The following is an 18,906-nucleotide window of genomic DNA, read 5'->3' on the forward strand; positions in this document are numbered from 1 at the left end:
GGTTACGTGCCGCCTCGTGGAAGTGCCCGGGTGACGGCGGGCGGCGGCTGAGCGGAGGGCGACGACAGGGGCGCCGCGCAGAACCCGCAGCGGTCTCCGATGAGTTCGAGGCCGCACCAGTGGCAGGCCTCGCGCCGTACGGACGAGACGAGTTGGTAGAGCACGGACACGTCGTGCAGTCCCGCCGCGAACTCGACGAGCCGGCCGGTCCCCCACCAGCGCACCGACTCCTCGGGGAGCGGCACGGTCGCGACCCCCTGGACACGCCAGGCGGGCGCCAGCTGCGCGGTGACCCAGTCCGACGGCGGCTGTCCGGCGGCGACGAGCATCCGGGTCCCGAACTCGGGGCCCGGCAGCTCCTCCTGCCCGATCCGCACGAGCTGCGGCCGCGGATTGGCGAGTACGCCGAACTGGGCGCCCGGCATCCAGGACTTGGCGTGGGAGGCGAGCGGGACGGGGACCTGGTCGAGTTTCGCGACCGAGCCGAGGACCGCGCCCGCGTAGATGTAGTGGGCCAGCAGCCGTGCGGAGGACGCCAGCACTCCCGGGCTGAGGTCGCAGACGGACAGTTGCCGCAACTGCTGGGCGAGCAGGGCGAGTCCGAGCGGGGGCAGGGGGACGCCGAGCACCGCGATGCGGTCGCTCTCCAGGACGGAGCGCACAGTGCGCAGTCGCTGGACCGCCGGGTCGGCGCCGGAGGCGGCGTGGAGGGCGATCACATAGCCGTGCTGTTCGACGAGCGTGTGCATGGCGTTCAGGGACTGCTCGAGCGTGGGCCCGGGCTGGACGATTGCGGGCGGCGTCTGCCGGTCGAGCGGAGGGAGCACCAGATCGGGACTGGTGACTGCTATCGCGGTCGGCACGGCTGCACACCACCCCGTTCACTGCGGCAGGGTGGTCGGCCCCCGCCTCAGTTGGCCCCTGTGACATCCAATTGCATCGTCCTGCAACAGCACCATATCCACGGCATGCCCCGCTCAACACAGAATCCGGAAGATCATCTCACGGAAGGTGCGGGCATGATCCACACAGAGTAGGCGCATATGCCTCAACTCGACGGCCCGGTAAGGGCGTTGATGTCTTCAGAGGTATTGACAACGCAATTGGTCTGGACCAAATTCTTTCGTCAGGCGGTGGCCACCGTTCCGCAATGCCCTCCAGCCCCTCCTCTCCCCCCATCGGAGGCCCCAGTGGACCGCGCACCAGGTTTGCTCCGCCCCAGACGGACACTCGCCGCGGCCGGCGTCGCCGCGCTCGCTCTCTCGTTCCTGGCCGCCGGAAACGCGGCGGCCGCGGACGTGAACAACGCCAGGAACGCCGGCTTCGAGTCGGGCCTCGGCAACTGGACCTGTTCGGCCGGCAGCGGCACCACGGTGTCGTCGCCGGTGCACGGCGGCACGGCCGCGCTCAAGGCGTCACCGGCCGGCCAGGACTACGCGCAGTGCGCGCAGACGGTCGCGGTGAAGCCCAACTCGACGTACACGCTCAGCGCCTGGGTGCAGGGCGGGTACACGTATCTGGGTGCGACGGGCACGGGCACCACCGACGTGTCGACCTGGACACCCGACTCGACTAGCTGGAAGCAGCTGTCGACGACCTTCACCACGGGCGCCTCCACCACGTCGGTGACGGTGTACCTCCACGGCTGGTACGGACAGGCGGCGTACTACGCGGACGACGTGTCGGTGTTCGGCCCGGACGGCGGCGGTGGCGGCGACCCCGCCCCGACCGTGCCCGCGGCCCCCGCGGGTCTCGCGGTGTCCTCCACCACGTCCTCCTCCGTCTCCCTGGCCTGGAACGCCGTATCGGGCGCCACCGGCTACAACGTGTACCGGGGCGGTACCAAGGTCGCCGCCGTGACCGGGGCGTCGGCGACGGTGACCGGCCTGTCGCCCTCGACGTCGTACTCGTTCCAGGTGACGGCCACGAACGCCGCGGGCGAGTCGGCCAAGTCGGCCACCGTGACGGCGACCACCGCCGCGACCGGCGGGGGCGGGACCGGAGGACTCCCCCGGCACGCGGTGACGGGGTACTGGCAGAACTTCAACAACGGGGCGACGGTCCAGCGGATCTCGGACGTCCCGTCGCAGTACGACATCATCGCGGTGGCGTTCGCGGACGCGACGGGCACGCCGGGCGCGGTGACCTTCAACCTGGACTCGTCCGGCCTAGGCGGTTACTCCGTGGACCAGTTCAAGGCGGACATCCGGGCCAAGCAGGCGGCCGGGAAGAAGGTCGTCGTCTCGGTGGGCGGCCAGAACGGCACGGTGTCGGTGAACGACTCGTCCTCGGCGGCGAACTTCGCCAACTCCCTCTACTCGCTGATGCAGTCGTACGGCTTCGACGGTGTGGACATCGACCTGGAGAACGGCCTGAACCCGACGTACATGTCGCAGGCGCTGAGGCAGCTGTCAACCAAAGCCGGCTCGTCGCTGATCATCACGATGGCCCCGCAGACGATAGACATGCAGTCGACGTCGAACGGGTACTTCCAGACGGCGCTGAACGTCAAGGACATCCTGACCGTCGTCAACACCCAGTACTACAACAGCGGTTCGATGCTGGGCTGCGACGGCAAGGTCTACAGCCAGGGTTCGGTGGACTTCCTGACGGCCCTCGCCTGCATCCAGCTCCAGGGCGGTCTGTCCCCGTCCCAGGTCGGCCTGGGCGTCCCCGCCTCGCCCAGCGGCGCGGGCAGCGGCTATGTGTCGCCGACGGTGGTGAACAACGCGCTGGACTGCCTGGCCAAGGGCACCGGATGCGGCACCTTCAAGCCGTCGAAGACGTACCCGGACCTGCGCGGCGCGATGACGTGGTCGACCAACTGGGACGCCGCGTCGGGCAACGCCTGGTCGAACGCGGTGGGCCCGCACGTGCACGCACTGCCGTGACGGCGCACTGAGCCTGCATCACGGGGACGGACGGTCGCGGACCGTCCGTCCCCGTCCCGTCCCCGTCCGCCGCGCCCTCGCACCGGGCCCTCAGCCCATCGGGCGGTAGTGCCCCAGCACGGTCGCCAGACGGCCGAACCACTCCTGCAACTCGCCGCGCCTCGCGGCCACCACACACTCGAACACCCTGCCGTCCGGGTGCACCACGGCCACCGTCAGCGCCCTGCCGTCGGGGCTCGCGCGGTAGTGGACGCTGCGGACGACCTGCCACGGGAAGTCCGCCGACAGTCCGTGCGTCTCGAAGGCGACACCCGCCGCGTCCACCACCACCGAGTTGTGGCGGTCGGCGGCCAGGAAGTCCGGACCCGGGGGCAGTCGGGGAGCCACGGGCGGAAGTGACGACGGATAGGGCGGGTACGCCGCCGGCGGCGGCCCGAAGCCCGGCGGGCCCGCAGGCGGCTGGTGGCCGTACCCGGGCTGATGCATTCTTGTCTCCCCCACGCCCGACGGCTCGTCGTGATCAGTATCCCGGTCCGCCCAGCCCGGTTGAAACATTTCCGGGGGCCCACCGCATCAATGAGGTGAGGGCGTCGTGGGACGGCACCGGGGGCAGGGGGAACACATGCGGCAGAGCCGGACCGAGGGATATCCCGAGTTCGCGGCGGCGCGCGCGGGGCATCTCTACCGCTCCGCCTGCCTGCTCACCGGTGGCGACACCCACCTCGCCGAGGACCTCGTCCAGGAGGCCCTCGGCCGGGTGTACCTCCGCTGGGGCAGGATCTCCCGTCTCGACAACCCCGCCGGGTACGCCCAGACCGTTCTCACCCGTACCTTCCTCGCCCACCAGCGGCGGCACAGCAGTCGCAGGGAGCGGGCGACCGACGTGCTGCCCGAACTGCCCGCGCCGGACCCGGCCGGTGACACGCCTCTGCGGCTCACTCTCCTCGAGGCGCTCGGGCGGCTGTCCGCCAAGGACCGGGCCGTGGTCGTCCTGCGCTACTGGGAGGACCGCAGCATCGAGGAGACGGCCGCCGCCCTGAACACCAGTTCGGCCGCCGTACGCACCCGCTGCGTCCGTGCCCTCGCGCGACTGCGCCTGTTCCTCGGCGACACCGTCGGCGAGTACGCGACGCCCTGACCATCCCGCCCGACACCATCTCCTTCCGCAGAAAAGGCGGTTTGCCATGCCCCCGGAAGACCACGACCACTTCGAGGACCAGCTCGCCGCCGCTCTACGGCACACCGGCGGGGCCTTCGAGGCCGACCGGCACACTCTCGTCACCGGCGGCGAGGCACACGGCCGGCGTATCCGCCGCCGCCGGGCCGCCGTCGCGGGATGCGCGGCCGGTGTCGCGCTCGTGGGACTCGGCGCGGCCCTGCTCCCGGCAAGCGCCGGTGGAGAGCAGCGGTCCGTCGCCGCCCCTCCCGTCACTCCCTCGTCCTCACCCGCACAACGACCCGTCGTGACGGGTGACGACCTCGTGCGCACCCTCAAGAAGCTGCTGCCCGGGGGCCGGTTCAGCCACGAGGAGGGACGCGGCACGAACACTCCGATGCCGCTCGCCCAGGTCGTGTACGACGACGGCAAGGGCGAGGCCGCCGTCGCCGTCTCCCTCGGCCGTGTCGCGCCCGGCAGTCAGCAGGCGGCACAGGCCACCGAGTGCCCTGACAAGGTGTACGTCCCGTACGATGCCTGCACCCGATCCACGCTGTCCGACGGTTCCCGGCTCATGATCATGCAGGGGTACGAGTATCCGGACCGCCGGGTCGACACCAAGATGTGGACGGCGGACCTCGTCACGCGGAGCGGGCAGCACATCAGCGTGCAGGAGTGGAATGCCGCCGCCGAGAAGGACGCGCCCATCACCCGGGACCGGCCGCCCCTCTCCCCCGCCCGGTTGAAGGCGCTCGCCGACGCCCGCGAGTGGCGCGCCGCCGTCGACGCCATCCCGGTGGATCCTTTGGCGGCTGTGGCCGAGCCGGGCGGCACACCGCTCGCATCCGGCCGCCCCGTCTCCGGAACACTCGTCTCGCTGCTGCCCGAGGGACTCCACGTCGTCTCGAAGGGCGATGCGGATCCGGGGTTCGGCCGCCTCGTCCTCGACGACGGCCGGGGCGCGAGCCTGGTCCAGGTCAACGTCCAAAAGCCCGTGCCGGGCGTCAAGGCCGGTGCCTCCGTCCCGGTCACCCGGACCCTGCCCGACGGCACCACCGTCGACATGCGTCAAAGCGACGGTGACAAGGGCGTCGAGGGGACCGTCGTATGGACCGTCGACGTCCGGCGGCCCGACGGCTCCCGGGTGGTGATCAGCGCCTTCAACTCCGGTACCCAGCACACGTCCCCGACCCGCCTGCTGCCCCCGCTCACCATGAGGCAACTGGAAGCCATCGCCACCAGCCCGAAGTGGCGCCCGTCCGGCTGACCCGGAGCCGGCCGAACGGGCCCCGGCGGCCGGGGCCCTCGGCGTCACGTACGGGGCGAGGGGGCGCGTCCGGCATGCACCGGACCGCGGTTGCGGACGGACCGCGTCAGTCGGCGACCTTCTCGAGGGCGTCCGCTTCCTCCGCGCCGTCCTCGAAGTAGGCGTCCAGGACCTCGTCGAGCCGGGTCTCCCACTCCTGGAAGCGCGAGCGGGAGTCGGCCTCGATCTCTATGGGGTACCACCGGCGTTCGGGCGTGTGCACGGTGACCGTGAACCGCTTCCCGAAGCGGGCGGTCTCCGTCTCCACGGCGCCGATCTCGTCCCAGCGGAACTCGCACGCCTGGTCGTCCAGGAGGAGCCGGACGCCGCTGTGGTCCGCGACGATCCGGGCACGGCGGTCGGACGCCTCGAAGACGGGGCCGTCGGAGGCGGTCTCCTCCTCGGGCTCCGCCTCCGGCTCGTCCTCGGCGACCGCCTCCGGCTCGTCCTCGGCGTCCGGCTCGTCGTCCGCGTCCGGCGCGGCGGGTACCTCTTCGGAGACCCGGTCCTCGACCGGGCTCGCCTCCTCGGGCACGGTGTCGTCCTGCCTGTCCTCCGACTCGGCGGTGGACGCTGGGGAGGTGAGCCCGGGGATGAAGGCCGGGTCGACTCCGGCGCCGTCCAGGGGCTGGCTGCTCGAACCAATGCGCTGCTCCACAGCGGGCAGTATGGTCCAAGATCCTGTGTCCGACACAGCCGACCCCTGCATCGTTATAGGAAACTGCGCTAAACGAAGACACTCACCACGGCGGCGACCGCGAAGCCGGCCACCGACAGGACCGACTCGAGTACGGTCCAGGTCCGCAGTGTGTCGCGCTCACTGATGCCGAAGTACTTGGCCACCATCCAGAAGCCCCCGTCGTTGACGTGGGAGGCGAAGATGGAGCCGGCCGAGATGGCCATGATGACCAGGGCAACGAAGGCCTGGGAGTGGTGACCCTCCGTCAGCAGTGGGGCGACGATGCCCGCGGTCGTGACGATCGCGACCGTCGCCGAGCCCTGGGCCACGCGCAGGACGAGCGAGATCAGGTACGACAGGACGATCACCGGCAGTCCGACGTTGTTGAAGGTGTCGGAGAGGGCCTGCGCGACACCGCTGCCCTTGAGGACCGCACCGAAGATCCCGCCCGCGCCGACCACCAGCAGGATGTTGCCGACCGGCTTGAGCGAGGCGGTGGACACCGTCTCCAGGGACTTACGGGACCAGCCGCGGCGGATGCCGAGCAGGTAGTAGGCGAGCAGCAGCGCGATCGTCAGCGCCACGAACGGGTGACCGAAGAACTCGATCACCGACCGTCCGGTCGAGGGGTCGAAGGCGATCGAGGAGAAGGTGGCCAGCAGGATCAGGATCAGTGGTGTGCCGATGATCAGGAAGACCGTGGTGAGCGGCACCGGCTTCTCCGTCGGGGTCACTCCGGCCGAACGCTGCTCCTCCGCGAGCGCCTCCTTGGCCTCCTGGGCGGCCTCGACCATGTCCTGCGGTACGGGCACGAAGATCCGCTTGCCGATCCAGGCCGACCACGCCCACGCCGCCAGCACCGCCGGGATGCCGCAGACGATGCCCATCAGGATGACCATGCCGAGGTCGACCTTCAGCAGGCCGGCGGCGGCCACCGGGCCCGGGTGGGGCGGCAGGAACGCGTGGGTCATCGACAGGCCCGCGAGCAGCGGGAGGCAGTAGAGCAGGATCGACTTGCCGCCGCGTTTGGCGGCCGCGTACACGATCGGCGCGAGCACGAAGATGCCGACGTCGAAGAAGACCGGGATACCGAAGATCAGACCGGTCAGGCCCATGGCCAGCGGGGCGCGCTTCTCCCCGAACAGGTTCAGCAGCCGGGACGCCAGTACCTCGGCGCCGCCGCTGACCTCGAGGACCGCGCCGAGCATGGTGCCCAGGCCGATGATGATGGCCACATGGCCGAGGGTGCCGCCCATGCCGGACTCGATGAGGGAGACGGCGTCCGAGCGCTGGACCGTGCCGAACAGTTCGGTGACCGACAGACCCGCGCCGAGGCCGACGGCTATGGAGACGGCGAGCAGGGCCACGAAGGGCTGGAGCCGCACCTTGATGATCAGCACGAGCAGCAGCACGATGCCGAGCGCCGCGACGGTGAGCAGGCCGGCGGTGCCGTGGACGAAGGCCAGCAGGCCTCCGGTGTGGGGTGGGGCGGGTGGTGTGCCGGCGGCTGCGAGGAAAGGCATGGGCATGACAGGGGGACCTCTGGCTTCTCGTAGTGCCATACGGCTTCGGTGTGAGGGGGATCGCGGCACGACGCCCCGGGGGTGGGGGACGCCGTGCCGCGACGGACTGCGGGGATGGGTGAGCGGCGGCCGCGTCAGCCGAGGACGGCCAGCGCGTCGATCTCGATGAGGAGTCCGGCCGGGAGACCCACGTAGACCGTGGTCCGGGCGGCGGGCGGCTGGGTGAGGCCCTGCTCCTCGAAGTAGGCGTTGTAGATCTCGTTCATCTCCGCGAAGTGGTCCACGTCCGTCAGATAGACGCGGATCATCATCACGTCGTCCCAGGAGGCGCCGCCCTCCTCGAGGATCGCCTTGACGTTGGCGAGCGTCTGGAGGGTCTGTTCGCGCAGGGTCGGCCCCGCGGGCGTCGGGGGCTTGCCCTCCTCGGCGGGCAGGAAGCCGACCTGCCCCGCGACCTGGAGGATGTTGCCCTTCCGCACACCGTGGGAGAACTTGGCCGGCGGCGTGGTGTGGGTCTTCGGGGTGAGGGCGATCTTGTCCGTCATACGGCGTCCTTTGCTGGGGTGTTGCCGGAGTACTCCCGGCTGATGGCGTCCGCGGTACGGCGCACCAGGGGGAGCAGCGTGAGGAGTTCGTCCGCGGTGACGACCACGTTGGGCGCGGAGACCGACATCGCGGCGACGGCCCGGCCGTCGGCACCGCGGACGGGAGCGGCGACGCAGTTGATCGACTCCTCGTGGCCGCCGAGGTCGGTGGCCCAGCCCTGCTCGCGCACGATCGCCAGTTCCCTCAGGAATGCGGCGGCGTTCGGCGTCGAACGCGCCGTGTACAGGGGATAGTCGAGCTTGTCCACGACGGCGCGGCGCTCAAGGTCGGGCAGGTCGGCGAGGAGGAGCTTGGCGACGGCCGCGACGGTGATGGCCACCGGCTTCCCGATCCGGGAGTACATCCGTACCGGGTAGCGGCTCTCCACCTTGTCGATGTAGAGGACCTCGTTCTCCTCGTAGACCGCGAGATGGACCGTGTGCCCGCACTCCTCGTTCAGGCGCACGAGGTGCGGATGGGCGATCTCGCGGATGTCGAGGTTCTCGACCGCCTGCTGGGCGAGGGCGAAGAGCCGGGCACCGAGGCGGTAGCGCTGGTCGGACTGGCGGTAGACCAGTCCGTGTTCGTGCAGGGTGCGCAGGAGGCGCAGGGCGGTGGACTTGTGCACACCGAGCCGGTCGGCGACCTGTCCGAGATCGGCGGGCCCCTCGGCGAGCAGCGGCAGGATGCTCAGCGCCCGGTCGACGGTCTGGCTCATGGCGTACGTACCTCCTCCTCGGCCCGTGTGTCGGCTTCGGTCCAGCCGGGGCCGAGTCGAAGTGTCCCCCACCCGGTGTCGTCGAGTGCGGCGAGGCGGTCGGCGTGGTCGCGCGCGGGTGGGGTGGCGAGGTCACCGGGGACGGTGAGCGCCGCGGCGGCCATGAGGTGGCCGTGGCGCAGGCGGTCACGAACGGGGAGCCGGCGCAGGGTGGCGGAGAGGAAGCCGGCGGCGAAGGCGTCCCCGGCACCGACGGCGGCCACGACGTCGACGTTCAGGGCGGGTTCGAAGACGGCGGCCCCCGTGGCGTCCCGGCGTGCTCCGCCGGTGTCCCTGCCGAGCACCGTCGCCCCGTGCCCGCCCTGCTTGACGACCACGATCTCCGGCTCGGGCAGTGCCCGGCGGATCGCGCGGGCGCCGTGCAGCCCCCACGCCTCGCGGGCCTCGTCGTCCCCGACGAACACGATGTCGGCCCCGCGCGCCAGCTCCAGCAGCACCCGGGGCCCGTCGGCGTCGCGCCACAGCCCGGGGCGGTGGTTGACGTCGAAGGAGACGAGCGGACGTCCGGCGCCGGGCGCCGTCAGCTCCCGCACGAGTCCGAGACAGTCCTCGGACAGCGCCGCGGTGATCCCGGACAGATGCAGGATCCGGCCGGCCCGCACGGCGTCCAGGTCCGTGTTCCCCACCGTCATCGCCGAGGCGGCCGACCCCGCCCGGTAGTACGCCACCTCGTGGGCGTCGGTGGCGCGGTCCCCCGCCGTGCGGAAGTAGATGCCCGTCGGGCGGCCCGGGTCGCGCCGCACGAACCCGACGTCGACCCCGTACGCCCCGATCGACTCGACCAGGTGATCGCCGAAGCCGTCCGCCCCGACCCGGCCGACCCAGCGCGCGGAGTGGCCGGCGGCCGCCAGCGTGCACGCCACGTTGGACTCGGCACCACCGATGGCGCGGTCGAAGGAGGGGACGTCGGCGAGGCGCCCGGGGCGGGAGGGCAGAAACGCGACCATGGACTCGCCGAGCGCGACGACGTCCACGACGTCCGGGGCGGTGGGCCGGCCGATGGCGGTCACGATGGTGATGGCTCCTCGTCGACGGGAAGGGTCACGGCTATCCGTTGACCTCGCGTTGGCCGGGATGTTAGACAGCATCAAGCGAGATACGCAACGGTTGTTGCACATATTGCAACGCACTCCGTCAGGGAGGACCCATGGACGCCGCCACCTCCGCAGAACGCCTCGCCGCCCTCATGGCGGAGAGGGTCGACCACCGTTTCAAGGGCCTTCCGCCGGACGCGGAGGGCCTGACCCTCGCGGAGCTGGCGGACCAGCGCCGCAACCTGTTCACGGACGGCTTCACCACCCCGCTGCTCTCCCTCTCCGCCGAACGCCTCCAGCACAACCTCGACCTGATGGAGACCTACACGGCCCGCCACGGACTCGCCTTCGCCCCGCACGGCAAGACCTCCATGGCGCCCCAGCTCTTCCACCGCCAGATCGAGCACGGCGCCTGGGGCATCACCCTCGCGGTCCCCCACCAGGTGTGGGTCGCACGGCACTTCGGTATCCGGCGCATCTTCCTCGCCAACGAGCTGGTCGATGCCGCGGCCCTGCGCAGGCTCGCGGCCGAACTCGCCGCGGACGAGGACTTCCGCTTCATCTGCTACGTCGACTCGGTGCGCGGGGTCGAGCTCATGGACGCGGCGCTGGCAGGCGCCCCGCGCCCGGTGGACGTCGTGGTGGAACTGGCGGCCGGTGAGGGGGCGCGCACCGGCGTCCGCACGGAGGAGGAGTGCGCGGCTGTCGCGGACGCGGTGGCCGGCACACGGACGCTGCGGCTGGTGGGCGTCGCGGGGTACGAGGGCGAGGTGCCGCAGGCGGATCCCGACCGCGTACACGCCTGGCTGCGCCGGCTGACCGCGCTCGCGGCGGACTTCGACAAGGCGGGACGCTTCACGGGGCTGGACGAGATCGTGGTGAGCGCGGGCGGCAGCGCCTGGTTCGACGCGGTGGCCGACGTCTTCGCCGAGATCCCCGAACTGTCCGCCCCGGCGCTGAAGTTGCTCCGCTCGGGCGCCTACGTCTCGCACGACGACGGTCACTACCGCAAGCTGACCCCCTTCGGACGCGTCCCCGAGGAGGGCGCCCTGGAGCCCGCCTTCCGGCTGTGGGCCCAGGTGGTGTCCCGGCCCTCCGCCGAGCAGGCCTTCGCCAACGCCGGCAAGCGGGACGCGGCGTACGACCTGGATCTGCCCCTCGCCCAGGTGCTGCGCAGGGACGGCCGGGAGCGGCAGGCCACCGGTGTCTCGGTGACCGCCCTGTCCGACCAGCACGCCTGGCTCAGTACGGCCCCCGGGGCGGACGTCGAGGTCGGCGACTGGCTCGGCCTGGGGCTGTCCCACCCGTGCACGTCCTTCGACAAGTGGCAGCTGATCCCGGTGGCGGAGGCGGACGGCACGGTCGTCGACTACATCCGCACGTTCTTCTAGGAGGCCCGTCATGGAAGAGCTCGTCATCCGGGACGCGGACGTCGTGGACGGCAGCGGGGAGCCGTCCTACCGCGCCGACGTGGTCGTCGACGGCGGCAGGATCGTCTCCGTCGTGAAGGAGGCAGCGGCGGCCGGCTGTCAGCGTCCCGAGGCCCGCCGCGAGCTGGACGCCGAGGGTCTGGTCCTCTCCCCCGGCTTCATCGACATGCACGCCCACAGCGACCTCGCCCTGCTGCGGGACCCGGACCACAGCGCCAAGGCCGCGCAGGGCGTCACCCTGGAGGTCATCGGGCAGGACGGGCTGTCCTACGCCCCGGTCGACGACCGCACGCTCGCCGAGGTGCGCCGCGCGATCACCGGCTGGAACGGGTACGGCGACGACATCGACTTCACCTGGCGGTCCGTGGGCGAGTACCTGGACCGGCTGGACCGGGGCATCGCCGTCAACGCCGCCTATCTGATCCCGCAGGGCACGGTGCGGATGCTCGCCGTCGGCTGGGAGGACCGGGAGGCGACACCCGCGGAACTCGACCGGATGCGGCGACTGGTCGCGGAGGGGATGGAGCAGGGCGCGGTCGGCATGTCGTCCGGTCTCACCTACACCCCGGGCATGTACGCCAAGGACGCGGAGCTCACCGAGCTGTGCCGGGTGGTGGCCTCGTACGGCGGCTACTACTGCCCGCACCACCGCAGCTACGGGGCGGGCGCGCTGGAGGCGTACGAGGAGATGGTGGCCCTGGCCCGGGAGGCCGGCTGCCCGCTGCACCTCGCGCACGCCACCATGAACTTCGGCGTCAACAAGGACCGCGCCCCAGAACTGCTGTCCCTGCTCGACTCGGCGCTGGCGACGGGTGCGGACATCACCCTGGACACCTACCCCTACACACCGGGCTCGACGACGCTGGCCGCGATGCTGCCCAGCTGGGCGAGCGAGGGCGGTCCGGAGAAGATCCTCGAACGGCTCGACGACGGCGCGGTGACCGAGCGGATCCGGCACGGCATGGAGGTCCTCGGCTCCGACGGCTGCCACGGCGTGCCCATCGAGTGGGACACGATCGAGATCTCGGGGGTGAGCGACCCGGGGCTCGCGTCGTACGTCGGCAGAACCGTCCAGGAGTCGGCGGACCTGCGCGGGGAGGACCCGTGGACGACGGCCCGCCGCCTGCTGGTCGAGGACCGGCTCGGCTCCACGATCCTGCAGCACGTGGGCCACGAGGAGAACGTGCGGGCGATCATGCGGCACCGGGTCCACACCGGCGGCTCGGACGGCATCCTCCAGGGCACAAAACCGCACCCGCGCGCGTACGGCACCTTCCCGCACTATCTCGGCCGGTACGTAAGGGAGTTGGGGGTGCTGTCGCTGGAGGAGTGCGTGGCGCACCTCACCGCGCGCCCCGCGGCCCGGCTGCGGCTGCCGGACCGCGGTCTGGTCCGCGAGGGTTACCGTGCCGACCTGGTGCTCTTCGACCCGGCGACGGTCGCCGCGGGCGCCACGTTCGAACGGCCGCGCGCGCTGCCCACGGGCATCCCGTACGTCCTGGTCGACGGCCGGTTTGTGATCGAGGACGGGCGCAGGACGGAGGTGCTCGCCGGACGGGCGGTCCGCCGGACCGCGGTCTGACCGCCCGCCCGGCGCGCGTCACGGCTTGGGCAGGGCGCACCCGCTCGCGCTCAGGTCGAGCTGGTTGCCGGTGCCGAAGCACGCGGGGATCAGGTACGTCTCCTCGGCGTAGTTGATGCCCTGGCGGACGGTCACCTTGCCGTTGGCGTCGACCTCGCAGGGGTTGTTGACGGTGCAGGTCCCGCCGTCCTCGTTACCGGTGTTGTTGACGGCGACGACCTTGCCGGTGGCGTTGTCGATCACCGGGGACCCCGACGTGCCGCCGATGGTGTTGCAGGCGGAGGTGTAGCGGACCGAGTCCTTCCAGGTCCAGTCGCCCTCCTTCAGCCGGTACACGAACCCGTCGACGGCGCAGCTGTAGATCCGCTTCCAGTAGCCGGAGACGACCTTGATGGCGGTGCCGGCGACCGGGTGCGTGTCGGCGAGGGTGAGCGCGTTGATCCCGTACGAGCTCCTGATCTGCGCATAGGTGCGGGTGAGCTGGTAGATCGTGACGTCCGTGTCGGTCATGGTCGAGTAGGCGACCTTGCTCGCTCGGAGCGTGGCGACCCGGGTGCCGGCCGAGTCGAGCAGGCCGAAGGAGCGGCTGGAGCTCTGCCCGACGACGACCTCGCCGGGCTCCGGGAAGCCGGTCTCCAGGCAGTGGCCGTTGGTGAGCACCAGCGCGGGGTCGCCGTCCGCGGAGCGCGGGAAGCGGACGACGGAGCCGGAGCAGTTGCTGAGCGAGACGGTGCCGGCGAAGTCGACGGCCTGGACGGTCGCCGTGCCGGAGGCCGTGGCCGCCGTGCCGGCGCCGGCCGCGGACCGGGTCTCCGCGACCGCCGGTGCCGCACCGGCTCCGGTGATCACCAGAGCGAGCAGCGCGGCGGCGAGAGGCTTTCTCATGTGGGGGGTCCCCTCTCGATGAGGTTGCGATGACACGGCCGGCCGAAGATCCTCCGACCGGCCGAGATTGTCATGCGCATTGTCAGCGGAGGGGCATGCGCGGGCAAGAAGCTGTTTTCGGCCGGGCCGAGGTGGATCGAGAGTGCGGCCGCCGGCCTCCCGGATTCCGGGTTCGCCGCGCCCGATGCACTCCGACGGCGGTACGGACGCCCGCGACATGGCTCGCGGCGCCCGCACCGTGCACCCCCGCCGCCGGACCGCCCGCACCCACGCCTTGGCCTCGCGTTACGGGGGGCGATGGCGGTTCGGGCCGTGATCACCGGCGCCGGCCCGTCGCCCTCCCGCCGTCCCACGTGGCGGACAACACGGGGCGCGAGGCATTACGCGGCCGTAAGCTCACGGACATGCAGGTGATCCAGTCCACGAAGCTCGCCAACGTCTGCTACGAGATCCGGGGTCCGGTTCTCGAGGAGGCGATGCGGCTCGAGGCGGCGGGGCACCGCATCCTCAAGCTGAACACCGGCAACCCGGCCGCCTTCGGCTTCGAGTGCCCGCCCGAGATCCTCGAGGACATACTCCGCAACGTCTCCTCGGCGCACGGCTACGGCGACGCCAAGGGGCTGCTCGCGGCCCGCCGGGCGGTCGTCATGCACAACCAGACCCTCGGCATCGAGACGGACGTCGAGCACGTCTTCATCGGCAACGGCGTCTCCGAGCTGATCGTGATGGCCATGCAGGGCCTCCTGGACGACGGCGACGAGGTGCTCGTACCGGCGCCCGACTACCCCCTTTGGACGGCCGCGGTGTCGCTCTCGGGCGGTACGGCCGTGCACTACCTCTGCGACGAGCAGTCGGACTGGATGCCGGACCTGGCGGACGTGGAACGCAAGATCACCGACCGCACCAAGGCGATCGTGATCATCAACCCCAACAACCCCACGGGCGCCGTCTACGACGAGGCGATGCTCCGCGGCCTCACGGACATCGCACGCCGGCACAACCTCCTCGTCTGCTCCGACGAGATCTACGACAAGATCCTGTACGACGGCGCGACGCACACCCCGACGGCCGCCGTGGCCCCCGACCTGCTGACGCTCACCTTCAACGGCATGTCGAAGGCGTACCGGGTGGCGGGCTACCGGGTGGGCTGGATGTCGATCTCCGGCCCCCGGGCGCACGCGGCGTCGTACATCGAGGGTCTGACGATCCTCGCGAACATGCGGCTGTGCGCCAACATGCCGGGCCAGCACGGCGTGGTGGCGGCGCTCAGCGGTCGCCAGACGATCAACGAACTGGTACTGCCGGGCGGGCGGCTGAAGGAGCAGCGGGACGCGGCGTTCGACCTGCTGACGCAGATCCCCGGTGTGACGTGCGTGAAGCCGAAGGGTGCGCTGTATCTCTTCCCCCGCCTCGACCCCAAGGTCTTCAAGATCAGGGACGACCGGCAGATGGTCCTCGACCTGCTGCGCCGCGAGAAGATCATGGTCGTCCAGGGGACGGGCTTCAACTGGCCCGCGCCGGACCACTTCCGCGTGGTGACACTGCCGACCGTGGGGGACCTCACATCGGCGATCACCCGGATCGGCAACTTCCTCGACGGTTACGGCCAGCCCTGACGTCAGCCGGGTGAGCTTGCGGGGCAGTTTTACGATCCGGCTCAACTTTAGACGAAATCCAAGCTAAGATGGTTTCCTGCCAGAGCACAGGAGGCCGTCCCATGTACGAACCGATCCGCACCAAGTCGGTCCACACGACGGCCGGCCCCACCCCCGACTTCCCGCACCGCTCACGCGAGGAGGAGCTGGACATCCAGCTCGCGGGCCATCTGGCCGCCCTGCTCACCGTGACGGACGAGCTGCGCTCGCTGGAATCCTCGGCGGACCTGGACAGGGCCGCCGAGCGGCTCGCCGCGCAGGTGGCGCGGCTGAGGGGTGTGCCGCCGGTCCGTGCGGCGCTCAGTGCACACATCGACGCATCCCTCGCGGCACTGCACCGGCGCGCCCACACGCTGGCCGGCCGTGCCCTGGTCGTCGCGGCGTCCCGTGCCGACACGGCGGCGGCGATCCTGTCCGCGCAGCGCATGGACGCGCACACCGCCGCCCTGGGCGAGCCGCGGAAACCGATCGCCGCCGGCTGACCCTGCGAGCCGCTCCACACGGCTCCCCCAGTTCGGCCCCGGTCCGCGTGCACCCGCAGCGACGCGCGGACCGGGCGCCATGAAAGTGCGCCCGCCCGAACCGGAGTTCGGTGCGACTGTGTCCCGTCCGAGGGATCTGGTTCTGAACGAAATCCATTCGAGTGGTCCGCCGTGCCGAAGTGCCCGCCGAACGGCGGCGTTCCGGCAACTCCTCGTAACGTCTGCGGAAACGACGGACCGTTCGACGAGATGTGACGCTATGAAGCGCAGGCTGTGGCGGGCGGCGCTCGCCGGTGCGGCGACGGCCGCCGTCGGCGTGACGGTCTGGTCCGTGCAGTCCCAGCCGGCCGCCCGGCAGTCCCGGGCCGATACGGCCGAGTCGAGGACCCGGAAGGCAGACGCGCTTTTGATGGGCGCACTTGCACAGCAGCAGGACCCGAGGAGTGCGGCCCGCGCCTACCGGCAGGTGCTGGAGCTCGACCCCCGCAACAAGGCCGCCTGGTACCACCTGGGGGTCATCGCGCAACGCGACGGCAGGACCGACGACGCACGCGCGGCCTTCGACAAGGCGCTGGACATCGACGCGTCATACGGACCTGCCCTCTTCAACGAGGCGATGCTGCTGAGGTCGGGCGAACCCGACCGGGCCATCGCGCTCCTCGGGCGTGCCGTCACCGCCCGGCCGAAGAACGCGGCGGCCCGTCTCCAACTCGGGCTGCTCCTCGCGCGGAAGCACCGTGACGACGAGGCCGAGATCCAGTTCCGTCGCGCCGTCGCGGACGATCCTTCGCTGGGTTCGCAGGTGCCCGGGCCGTTCCGCAGGTACCTGGGCCGCGTGCGCAGGTGAAGCGGACGGCGACGGTGCCCCCGGCGAGGGCGGCGGACGCGGGAGCGGTGGCGGGGAGACGCACCGCACCACGGCGGACACGAAGGGCATGGGGCCCGCACCCGTACGCCGTTGTACGGGGCGGGCCCCACGTCTTCCCGTACTGCCGTCACCGCGGCCGGCCTTGACGACGTCGCAGGTCAGGGCAAAGCCGGACCGGCCGCGGAGTTCATGCGGAGGGGGACGTCAGCCGAGGCGCTGCACCAGCGCGCGGTACTCGTCCCACAGCTCCTTCGGAGTGTGGTCGCCGAAGGTGTTGAGGTGCTCGGGAACCAGGGCCGCCTCCTCGCGCCACACGTCCTTGTCGACGGTGAGCAGGAAGTCGAGGTCGGACTCCGACAGTTCCAGGCCCTTCGTGTCCAGCGCGTCCCTCGTCGGCAGGACGCCGATCGGCGTCTCGACGCCCTCGGCCCGGCCCGCCAGACGCTCCACGATCCACTTCAGGACCCGGCTGTTCTCGCCGAAGCCCGGCCAGACGAACGCGCCCTCGTCGTTCTTGCGGAACCAGTTGACGTAGTAGATCTTCGGCAGCTTGGACTGGTCCTTGTCCTTGGCGACCTCGATCCAGTGGGCCATGTAGTCGCCCATGTTGTAGCCGCAGAACGGCAGCATGGCGAAGGGGTCGCGGCGCAGCTCGCCGACCCGGCCCTCGGCCGCCGCGGTCTTCTCGGAGGCGACGTTGGCACCGAGGAACACACCGTGGTTCCAGTCAAAGGACTCCGTCACCAGCGGCACGGCGCTGGCGCGGCGGCCGCCGAAGAGGATCGCCGAGATCGGCACGCCCTTCGGGTCCTCCCACTCGGGCGCGATGATCGGGCACTGCGCGGCCGGGACCGTGAACCGGGCGTTCGGGTGGGCGGCCGGGGTCCCGGACGCGGGCGTCCAGTCGTTGCCCTTCCAGTCGGTGAGGTGGGCCGGGGTCTCCTCGGTCATGCCCTCCCACCAGATGTCGTTGTCGTCGGTGAGGGCGACGTTCGTGAAGACGGAGTTGCCCCACAGCGTCTTCATCGCGTTGGCGTTGGTGTGCTCACCGGTGCCGGGAGCGACACCGAAGAAACCGGCCTCGGGGTTGATCGCGTACAGGCGGCCGTCCTGGCCGAACCGCATCCACGCGATGTCGTCGCCGATCGTCTCGACCGTCCAGCCGGAGATCGTCGGCTCCAGCATGGCGAGGTTCGTCTTGCCGCAGGCGCTCGGGAAGGCCGCGGCCACGTACTTGGACTCGCCCTGCGGGGGCGTGAGCTTGAGGATCAGCATGTGCTCGGCCAGCCAGCCCTCGTCGCGCGCCATGACGGAGGCGATGCGCAGGGCGTAGCACTTCTTGCCGAGCAGTGCGTTGCCGCCGTAACCGGAGCCGTAGGACCAGATCTCGCGCGACTCGGGGAAGTGCGAGATGTACTTGGTCTGGTTGCAGGGCCAGGCGACGTCCTTCTGGCCGGACTCCAGCGGGGCACCGAGCGAGTGGACGGCCTTGACGAAGAAGCCGTCGGAGCCGAGTTCGTCCAGGACCGTCTGCCCCATGCGCGTCATGGTGCGCATCGAGACGGCGACATACGCGGAGTCGGTGATCTCCACCCCGATCGCGGAGAGCGGGGAGCCGAGCGGGCCCATGCAGAACGGCACCACGTACATCGTGCGCCCGCGCATGGAGCCGCGGAACAGGCCGTCCTCGCCCTGGAATATCTCCCGCATCTCGGCGGGCGCCTTCCAGTGGTTGGTCGGACCTGCGTCCTTCTCCTCCTGCGAGCAGATGAACGTCCGGTCCTCGACCCGGGCGACATCGGTCGGGTCGGATGCTGCGTAGTAGGAGTTCGGGCGCTTGATCGGGTCGAGCTTCCTGAACGTGCCCTTGTGCACGAGCTCCTCGCTGAGGCGCTCGTACTCGGCCTCGGATCCGTCACACCAGACCACACTGTCCGGCTGGGTCAGTTCGGCGATCTCGTTGACCCACGAGATCAGTTCCTTGTGCTGGGTGGGGACGGTTGAGGGAGCCGCGTTCTCGCGCGCCACGATCGCTCCTAGATGAGGGGTTTT

Annotated in this window: 17 protein-coding genes; 8 read left to right on the forward strand and 9 right to left on the reverse strand. The window is 70.9% G+C overall.

Annotated elements, in window-relative coordinates:
- Positions 1-2: 2 nt before the first annotated feature.
- Positions 3-863, reverse strand: coding sequence for a hypothetical protein (locus RCR19_RS14110; RefSeq protein ID WP_331265474.1), 861 nt, complete (start codon positions 861-863; stop codon positions 3-5).
- Between the two features lie 327 nt (positions 864-1,190).
- Between RCR19_RS14110 and RCR19_RS14115 the strand changes: the two genes are divergently transcribed.
- The gene (locus RCR19_RS14115) at positions 1,191-2,891 is read left to right on the forward strand and encodes a glycoside hydrolase family 18 protein (RefSeq protein WP_331265475.1); all 1,701 of its coding nucleotides are present in this window, start codon (positions 1,191-1,193) and stop codon (positions 2,889-2,891) included.
- 90 nt (positions 2,892-2,981) lie between these two features.
- Here RCR19_RS14115 and RCR19_RS14120 read toward each other — a convergent pair whose 3' ends face one another.
- Positions 2,982-3,377 (reverse strand): hypothetical protein, encoded by a 396-nt coding sequence (locus RCR19_RS14120; protein ID WP_331265476.1) that lies wholly within the window; start codon positions 3,375-3,377, stop codon positions 2,982-2,984.
- A gap of 136 nt (positions 3,378-3,513) precedes the next feature.
- Between RCR19_RS14120 and RCR19_RS14125 the strand changes: the two genes are divergently transcribed.
- Both RCR19_RS14125 and RCR19_RS14130 read left to right on the forward strand, forming a co-directional pair.
- Positions 3,514-4,029 carry a SigE family RNA polymerase sigma factor gene (locus tag RCR19_RS14125; RefSeq protein ID WP_331265477.1) on the forward strand — a complete coding sequence of 172 codons (516 nt, stop codon included), beginning with the start codon at positions 3,514-3,516 and terminating at the stop codon, positions 4,027-4,029.
- A gap of 46 nt (positions 4,030-4,075) precedes the next feature.
- The gene (locus tag RCR19_RS14130; RefSeq protein ID WP_331265478.1) at positions 4,076-5,314 is read left to right on the forward strand and encodes a hypothetical protein; all 1,239 of its coding nucleotides are present in this window, start codon (positions 4,076-4,078) and stop codon (positions 5,312-5,314) included.
- 106 nt (positions 5,315-5,420) lie between these two features.
- Here RCR19_RS14130 and RCR19_RS14135 read toward each other — a convergent pair whose 3' ends face one another.
- From RCR19_RS14135 to RCR19_RS14155, 5 genes are all read right to left on the reverse strand, one after another.
- A complete protein-coding gene (locus RCR19_RS14135) occupies positions 5,421-6,011 on the reverse strand; it encodes a hypothetical protein (RefSeq protein WP_331265479.1) in 591 nt (196 codons plus the stop codon).
- A 68-nt stretch (positions 6,012-6,079) separates the two neighbouring features.
- Positions 6,080-7,561 carry a gluconate:H+ symporter gene (locus tag RCR19_RS14140; protein WP_331265480.1) on the reverse strand — a complete coding sequence of 494 codons (1,482 nt, stop codon included), beginning with the start codon at positions 7,559-7,561 and terminating at the stop codon, positions 6,080-6,082.
- A 128-nt stretch (positions 7,562-7,689) separates the two neighbouring features.
- Positions 7,690-8,100 (reverse strand): RidA family protein, encoded by a 411-nt coding sequence (locus tag RCR19_RS14145; protein ID WP_331265481.1) that lies wholly within the window; start codon positions 8,098-8,100, stop codon positions 7,690-7,692.
- Complete coding sequence (locus RCR19_RS14150) at positions 8,097-8,858, reverse strand: IclR family transcriptional regulator (protein WP_331265482.1); 762 nt, start codon at positions 8,856-8,858, stop codon at positions 8,097-8,099. Before RCR19_RS14150 ends, RCR19_RS14145 begins: the two co-directional genes overlap by 4 nt.
- On the reverse strand, positions 8,855-9,928 hold the full coding sequence (locus tag RCR19_RS14155) for a sugar kinase (RefSeq protein WP_331265483.1): 1,074 nt from the start codon (positions 9,926-9,928) through the stop codon (positions 8,855-8,857). The genes RCR19_RS14150 and RCR19_RS14155 overlap by 4 nt, the downstream gene beginning before the upstream one ends.
- Before the next feature lie 137 nt (positions 9,929-10,065).
- Here RCR19_RS14155 and RCR19_RS14160 point away from each other — a divergent pair, with 137 nt between their 5' ends.
- Both RCR19_RS14160 and RCR19_RS14165 read left to right on the forward strand, forming a co-directional pair.
- Complete coding sequence (locus tag RCR19_RS14160) at positions 10,066-11,343, forward strand: amino acid deaminase (RefSeq protein WP_331265484.1); 1,278 nt, start codon at positions 10,066-10,068, stop codon at positions 11,341-11,343.
- A 10-nt stretch (positions 11,344-11,353) separates the two neighbouring features.
- Positions 11,354-12,964: a D-aminoacylase gene (locus RCR19_RS14165; RefSeq protein ID WP_331265485.1), complete on the forward strand. Its 1,611-nt coding sequence runs from the start codon at positions 11,354-11,356 to the stop codon at positions 12,962-12,964.
- Between the two features lie 18 nt (positions 12,965-12,982).
- Here RCR19_RS14165 and RCR19_RS14170 read toward each other — a convergent pair whose 3' ends face one another.
- The gene (locus RCR19_RS14170; protein WP_331265486.1) at positions 12,983-13,849 is read right to left on the reverse strand and encodes a serine protease; all 867 of its coding nucleotides are present in this window, start codon (positions 13,847-13,849) and stop codon (positions 12,983-12,985) included.
- Positions 13,850-14,253: 404 nt separating this feature from the next.
- Between RCR19_RS14170 and RCR19_RS14175 the strand changes: the two genes are divergently transcribed.
- The 3 genes from RCR19_RS14175 (at position 14,254) to RCR19_RS14185 (ending at position 16,833) form a co-directional block, all read left to right on the forward strand.
- On the forward strand, positions 14,254-15,465 hold the full coding sequence (locus RCR19_RS14175; RefSeq protein ID WP_059129148.1) for a pyridoxal phosphate-dependent aminotransferase: 1,212 nt from the start codon (positions 14,254-14,256) through the stop codon (positions 15,463-15,465).
- Positions 15,466-15,566: 101 nt separating this feature from the next.
- Positions 15,567-15,986 carry a hypothetical protein gene (locus tag RCR19_RS14180; protein WP_331265487.1) on the forward strand — a complete coding sequence of 140 codons (420 nt, stop codon included), beginning with the start codon at positions 15,567-15,569 and terminating at the stop codon, positions 15,984-15,986.
- Positions 15,987-16,245: 259 nt separating this feature from the next.
- Positions 16,246-16,833, forward strand: coding sequence for a tetratricopeptide repeat protein (locus tag RCR19_RS14185; RefSeq protein ID WP_331265488.1), 588 nt, complete (start codon positions 16,246-16,248; stop codon positions 16,831-16,833).
- A gap of 225 nt (positions 16,834-17,058) precedes the next feature.
- On the opposite strand, the gene RCR19_RS14190 is transcribed toward RCR19_RS14185, so the two are convergent.
- Positions 17,059-18,882 (reverse strand): phosphoenolpyruvate carboxykinase (GTP), encoded by a 1,824-nt coding sequence (locus tag RCR19_RS14190; protein ID WP_331265489.1) that lies wholly within the window; start codon positions 18,880-18,882, stop codon positions 17,059-17,061.
- Between the last annotated feature and the right edge of the window lie 24 nt (positions 18,883-18,906).

The sequence above is a fragment of the Streptomyces sp. WAC07094 genome, assembly GCF_036320405.1.
In the GTDB taxonomy this organism is placed as follows: domain Bacteria; phylum Actinomycetota; class Actinomycetes; order Streptomycetales; family Streptomycetaceae; genus Streptomyces; species Streptomyces lannensis.

Bases quoted from the DNA above. Each gene is read 5' to 3' on its own strand.
- RCR19_RS14120 (WP_331265476.1), bottom strand. From the start codon at position 3,377: ATGCATCAGCCCGGGTACGGCCACCAGCCGCCTGCGGGCCCGCCGGGC.
- RCR19_RS14125 (WP_331265477.1), top strand. From the start codon at position 3,514: ATGCGGCAGAGCCGGACCGAGGGATATCCCGAGTTCGCGGCGGCGCGC.
- RCR19_RS14130 (WP_331265478.1), top strand. From the start codon at position 4,076: ATGCCCCCGGAAGACCACGACCACTTCGAGGACCAGCTCGCCGCCGCT.
- RCR19_RS14140 (WP_331265480.1), bottom strand. From the start codon at position 7,561: ATGCCCATGCCTTTCCTCGCAGCCGCCGGCACACCACCCGCCCCACCC.
- RCR19_RS14145 (WP_331265481.1), bottom strand. From the start codon at position 8,100: ATGACGGACAAGATCGCCCTCACCCCGAAGACCCACACCACGCCGCCG.
- RCR19_RS14150 (WP_331265482.1), bottom strand. From the start codon at position 8,858: ATGAGCCAGACCGTCGACCGGGCGCTGAGCATCCTGCCGCTGCTCGCC.
- RCR19_RS14160 (WP_331265484.1), top strand. From the start codon at position 10,066: ATGGACGCCGCCACCTCCGCAGAACGCCTCGCCGCCCTCATGGCGGAG.
- RCR19_RS14165 (WP_331265485.1), top strand. From the start codon at position 11,354: ATGGAAGAGCTCGTCATCCGGGACGCGGACGTCGTGGACGGCAGCGGG.
- RCR19_RS14170 (WP_331265486.1), bottom strand. From the start codon at position 13,849: ATGAGAAAGCCTCTCGCCGCCGCGCTGCTCGCTCTGGTGATCACCGGA.
- RCR19_RS14175 (WP_059129148.1), top strand. From the start codon at position 14,254: ATGCAGGTGATCCAGTCCACGAAGCTCGCCAACGTCTGCTACGAGATC.
- RCR19_RS14180 (WP_331265487.1), top strand. From the start codon at position 15,567: ATGTACGAACCGATCCGCACCAAGTCGGTCCACACGACGGCCGGCCCC.
- RCR19_RS14185 (WP_331265488.1), top strand. From the start codon at position 16,246: ATGAAGCGCAGGCTGTGGCGGGCGGCGCTCGCCGGTGCGGCGACGGCC.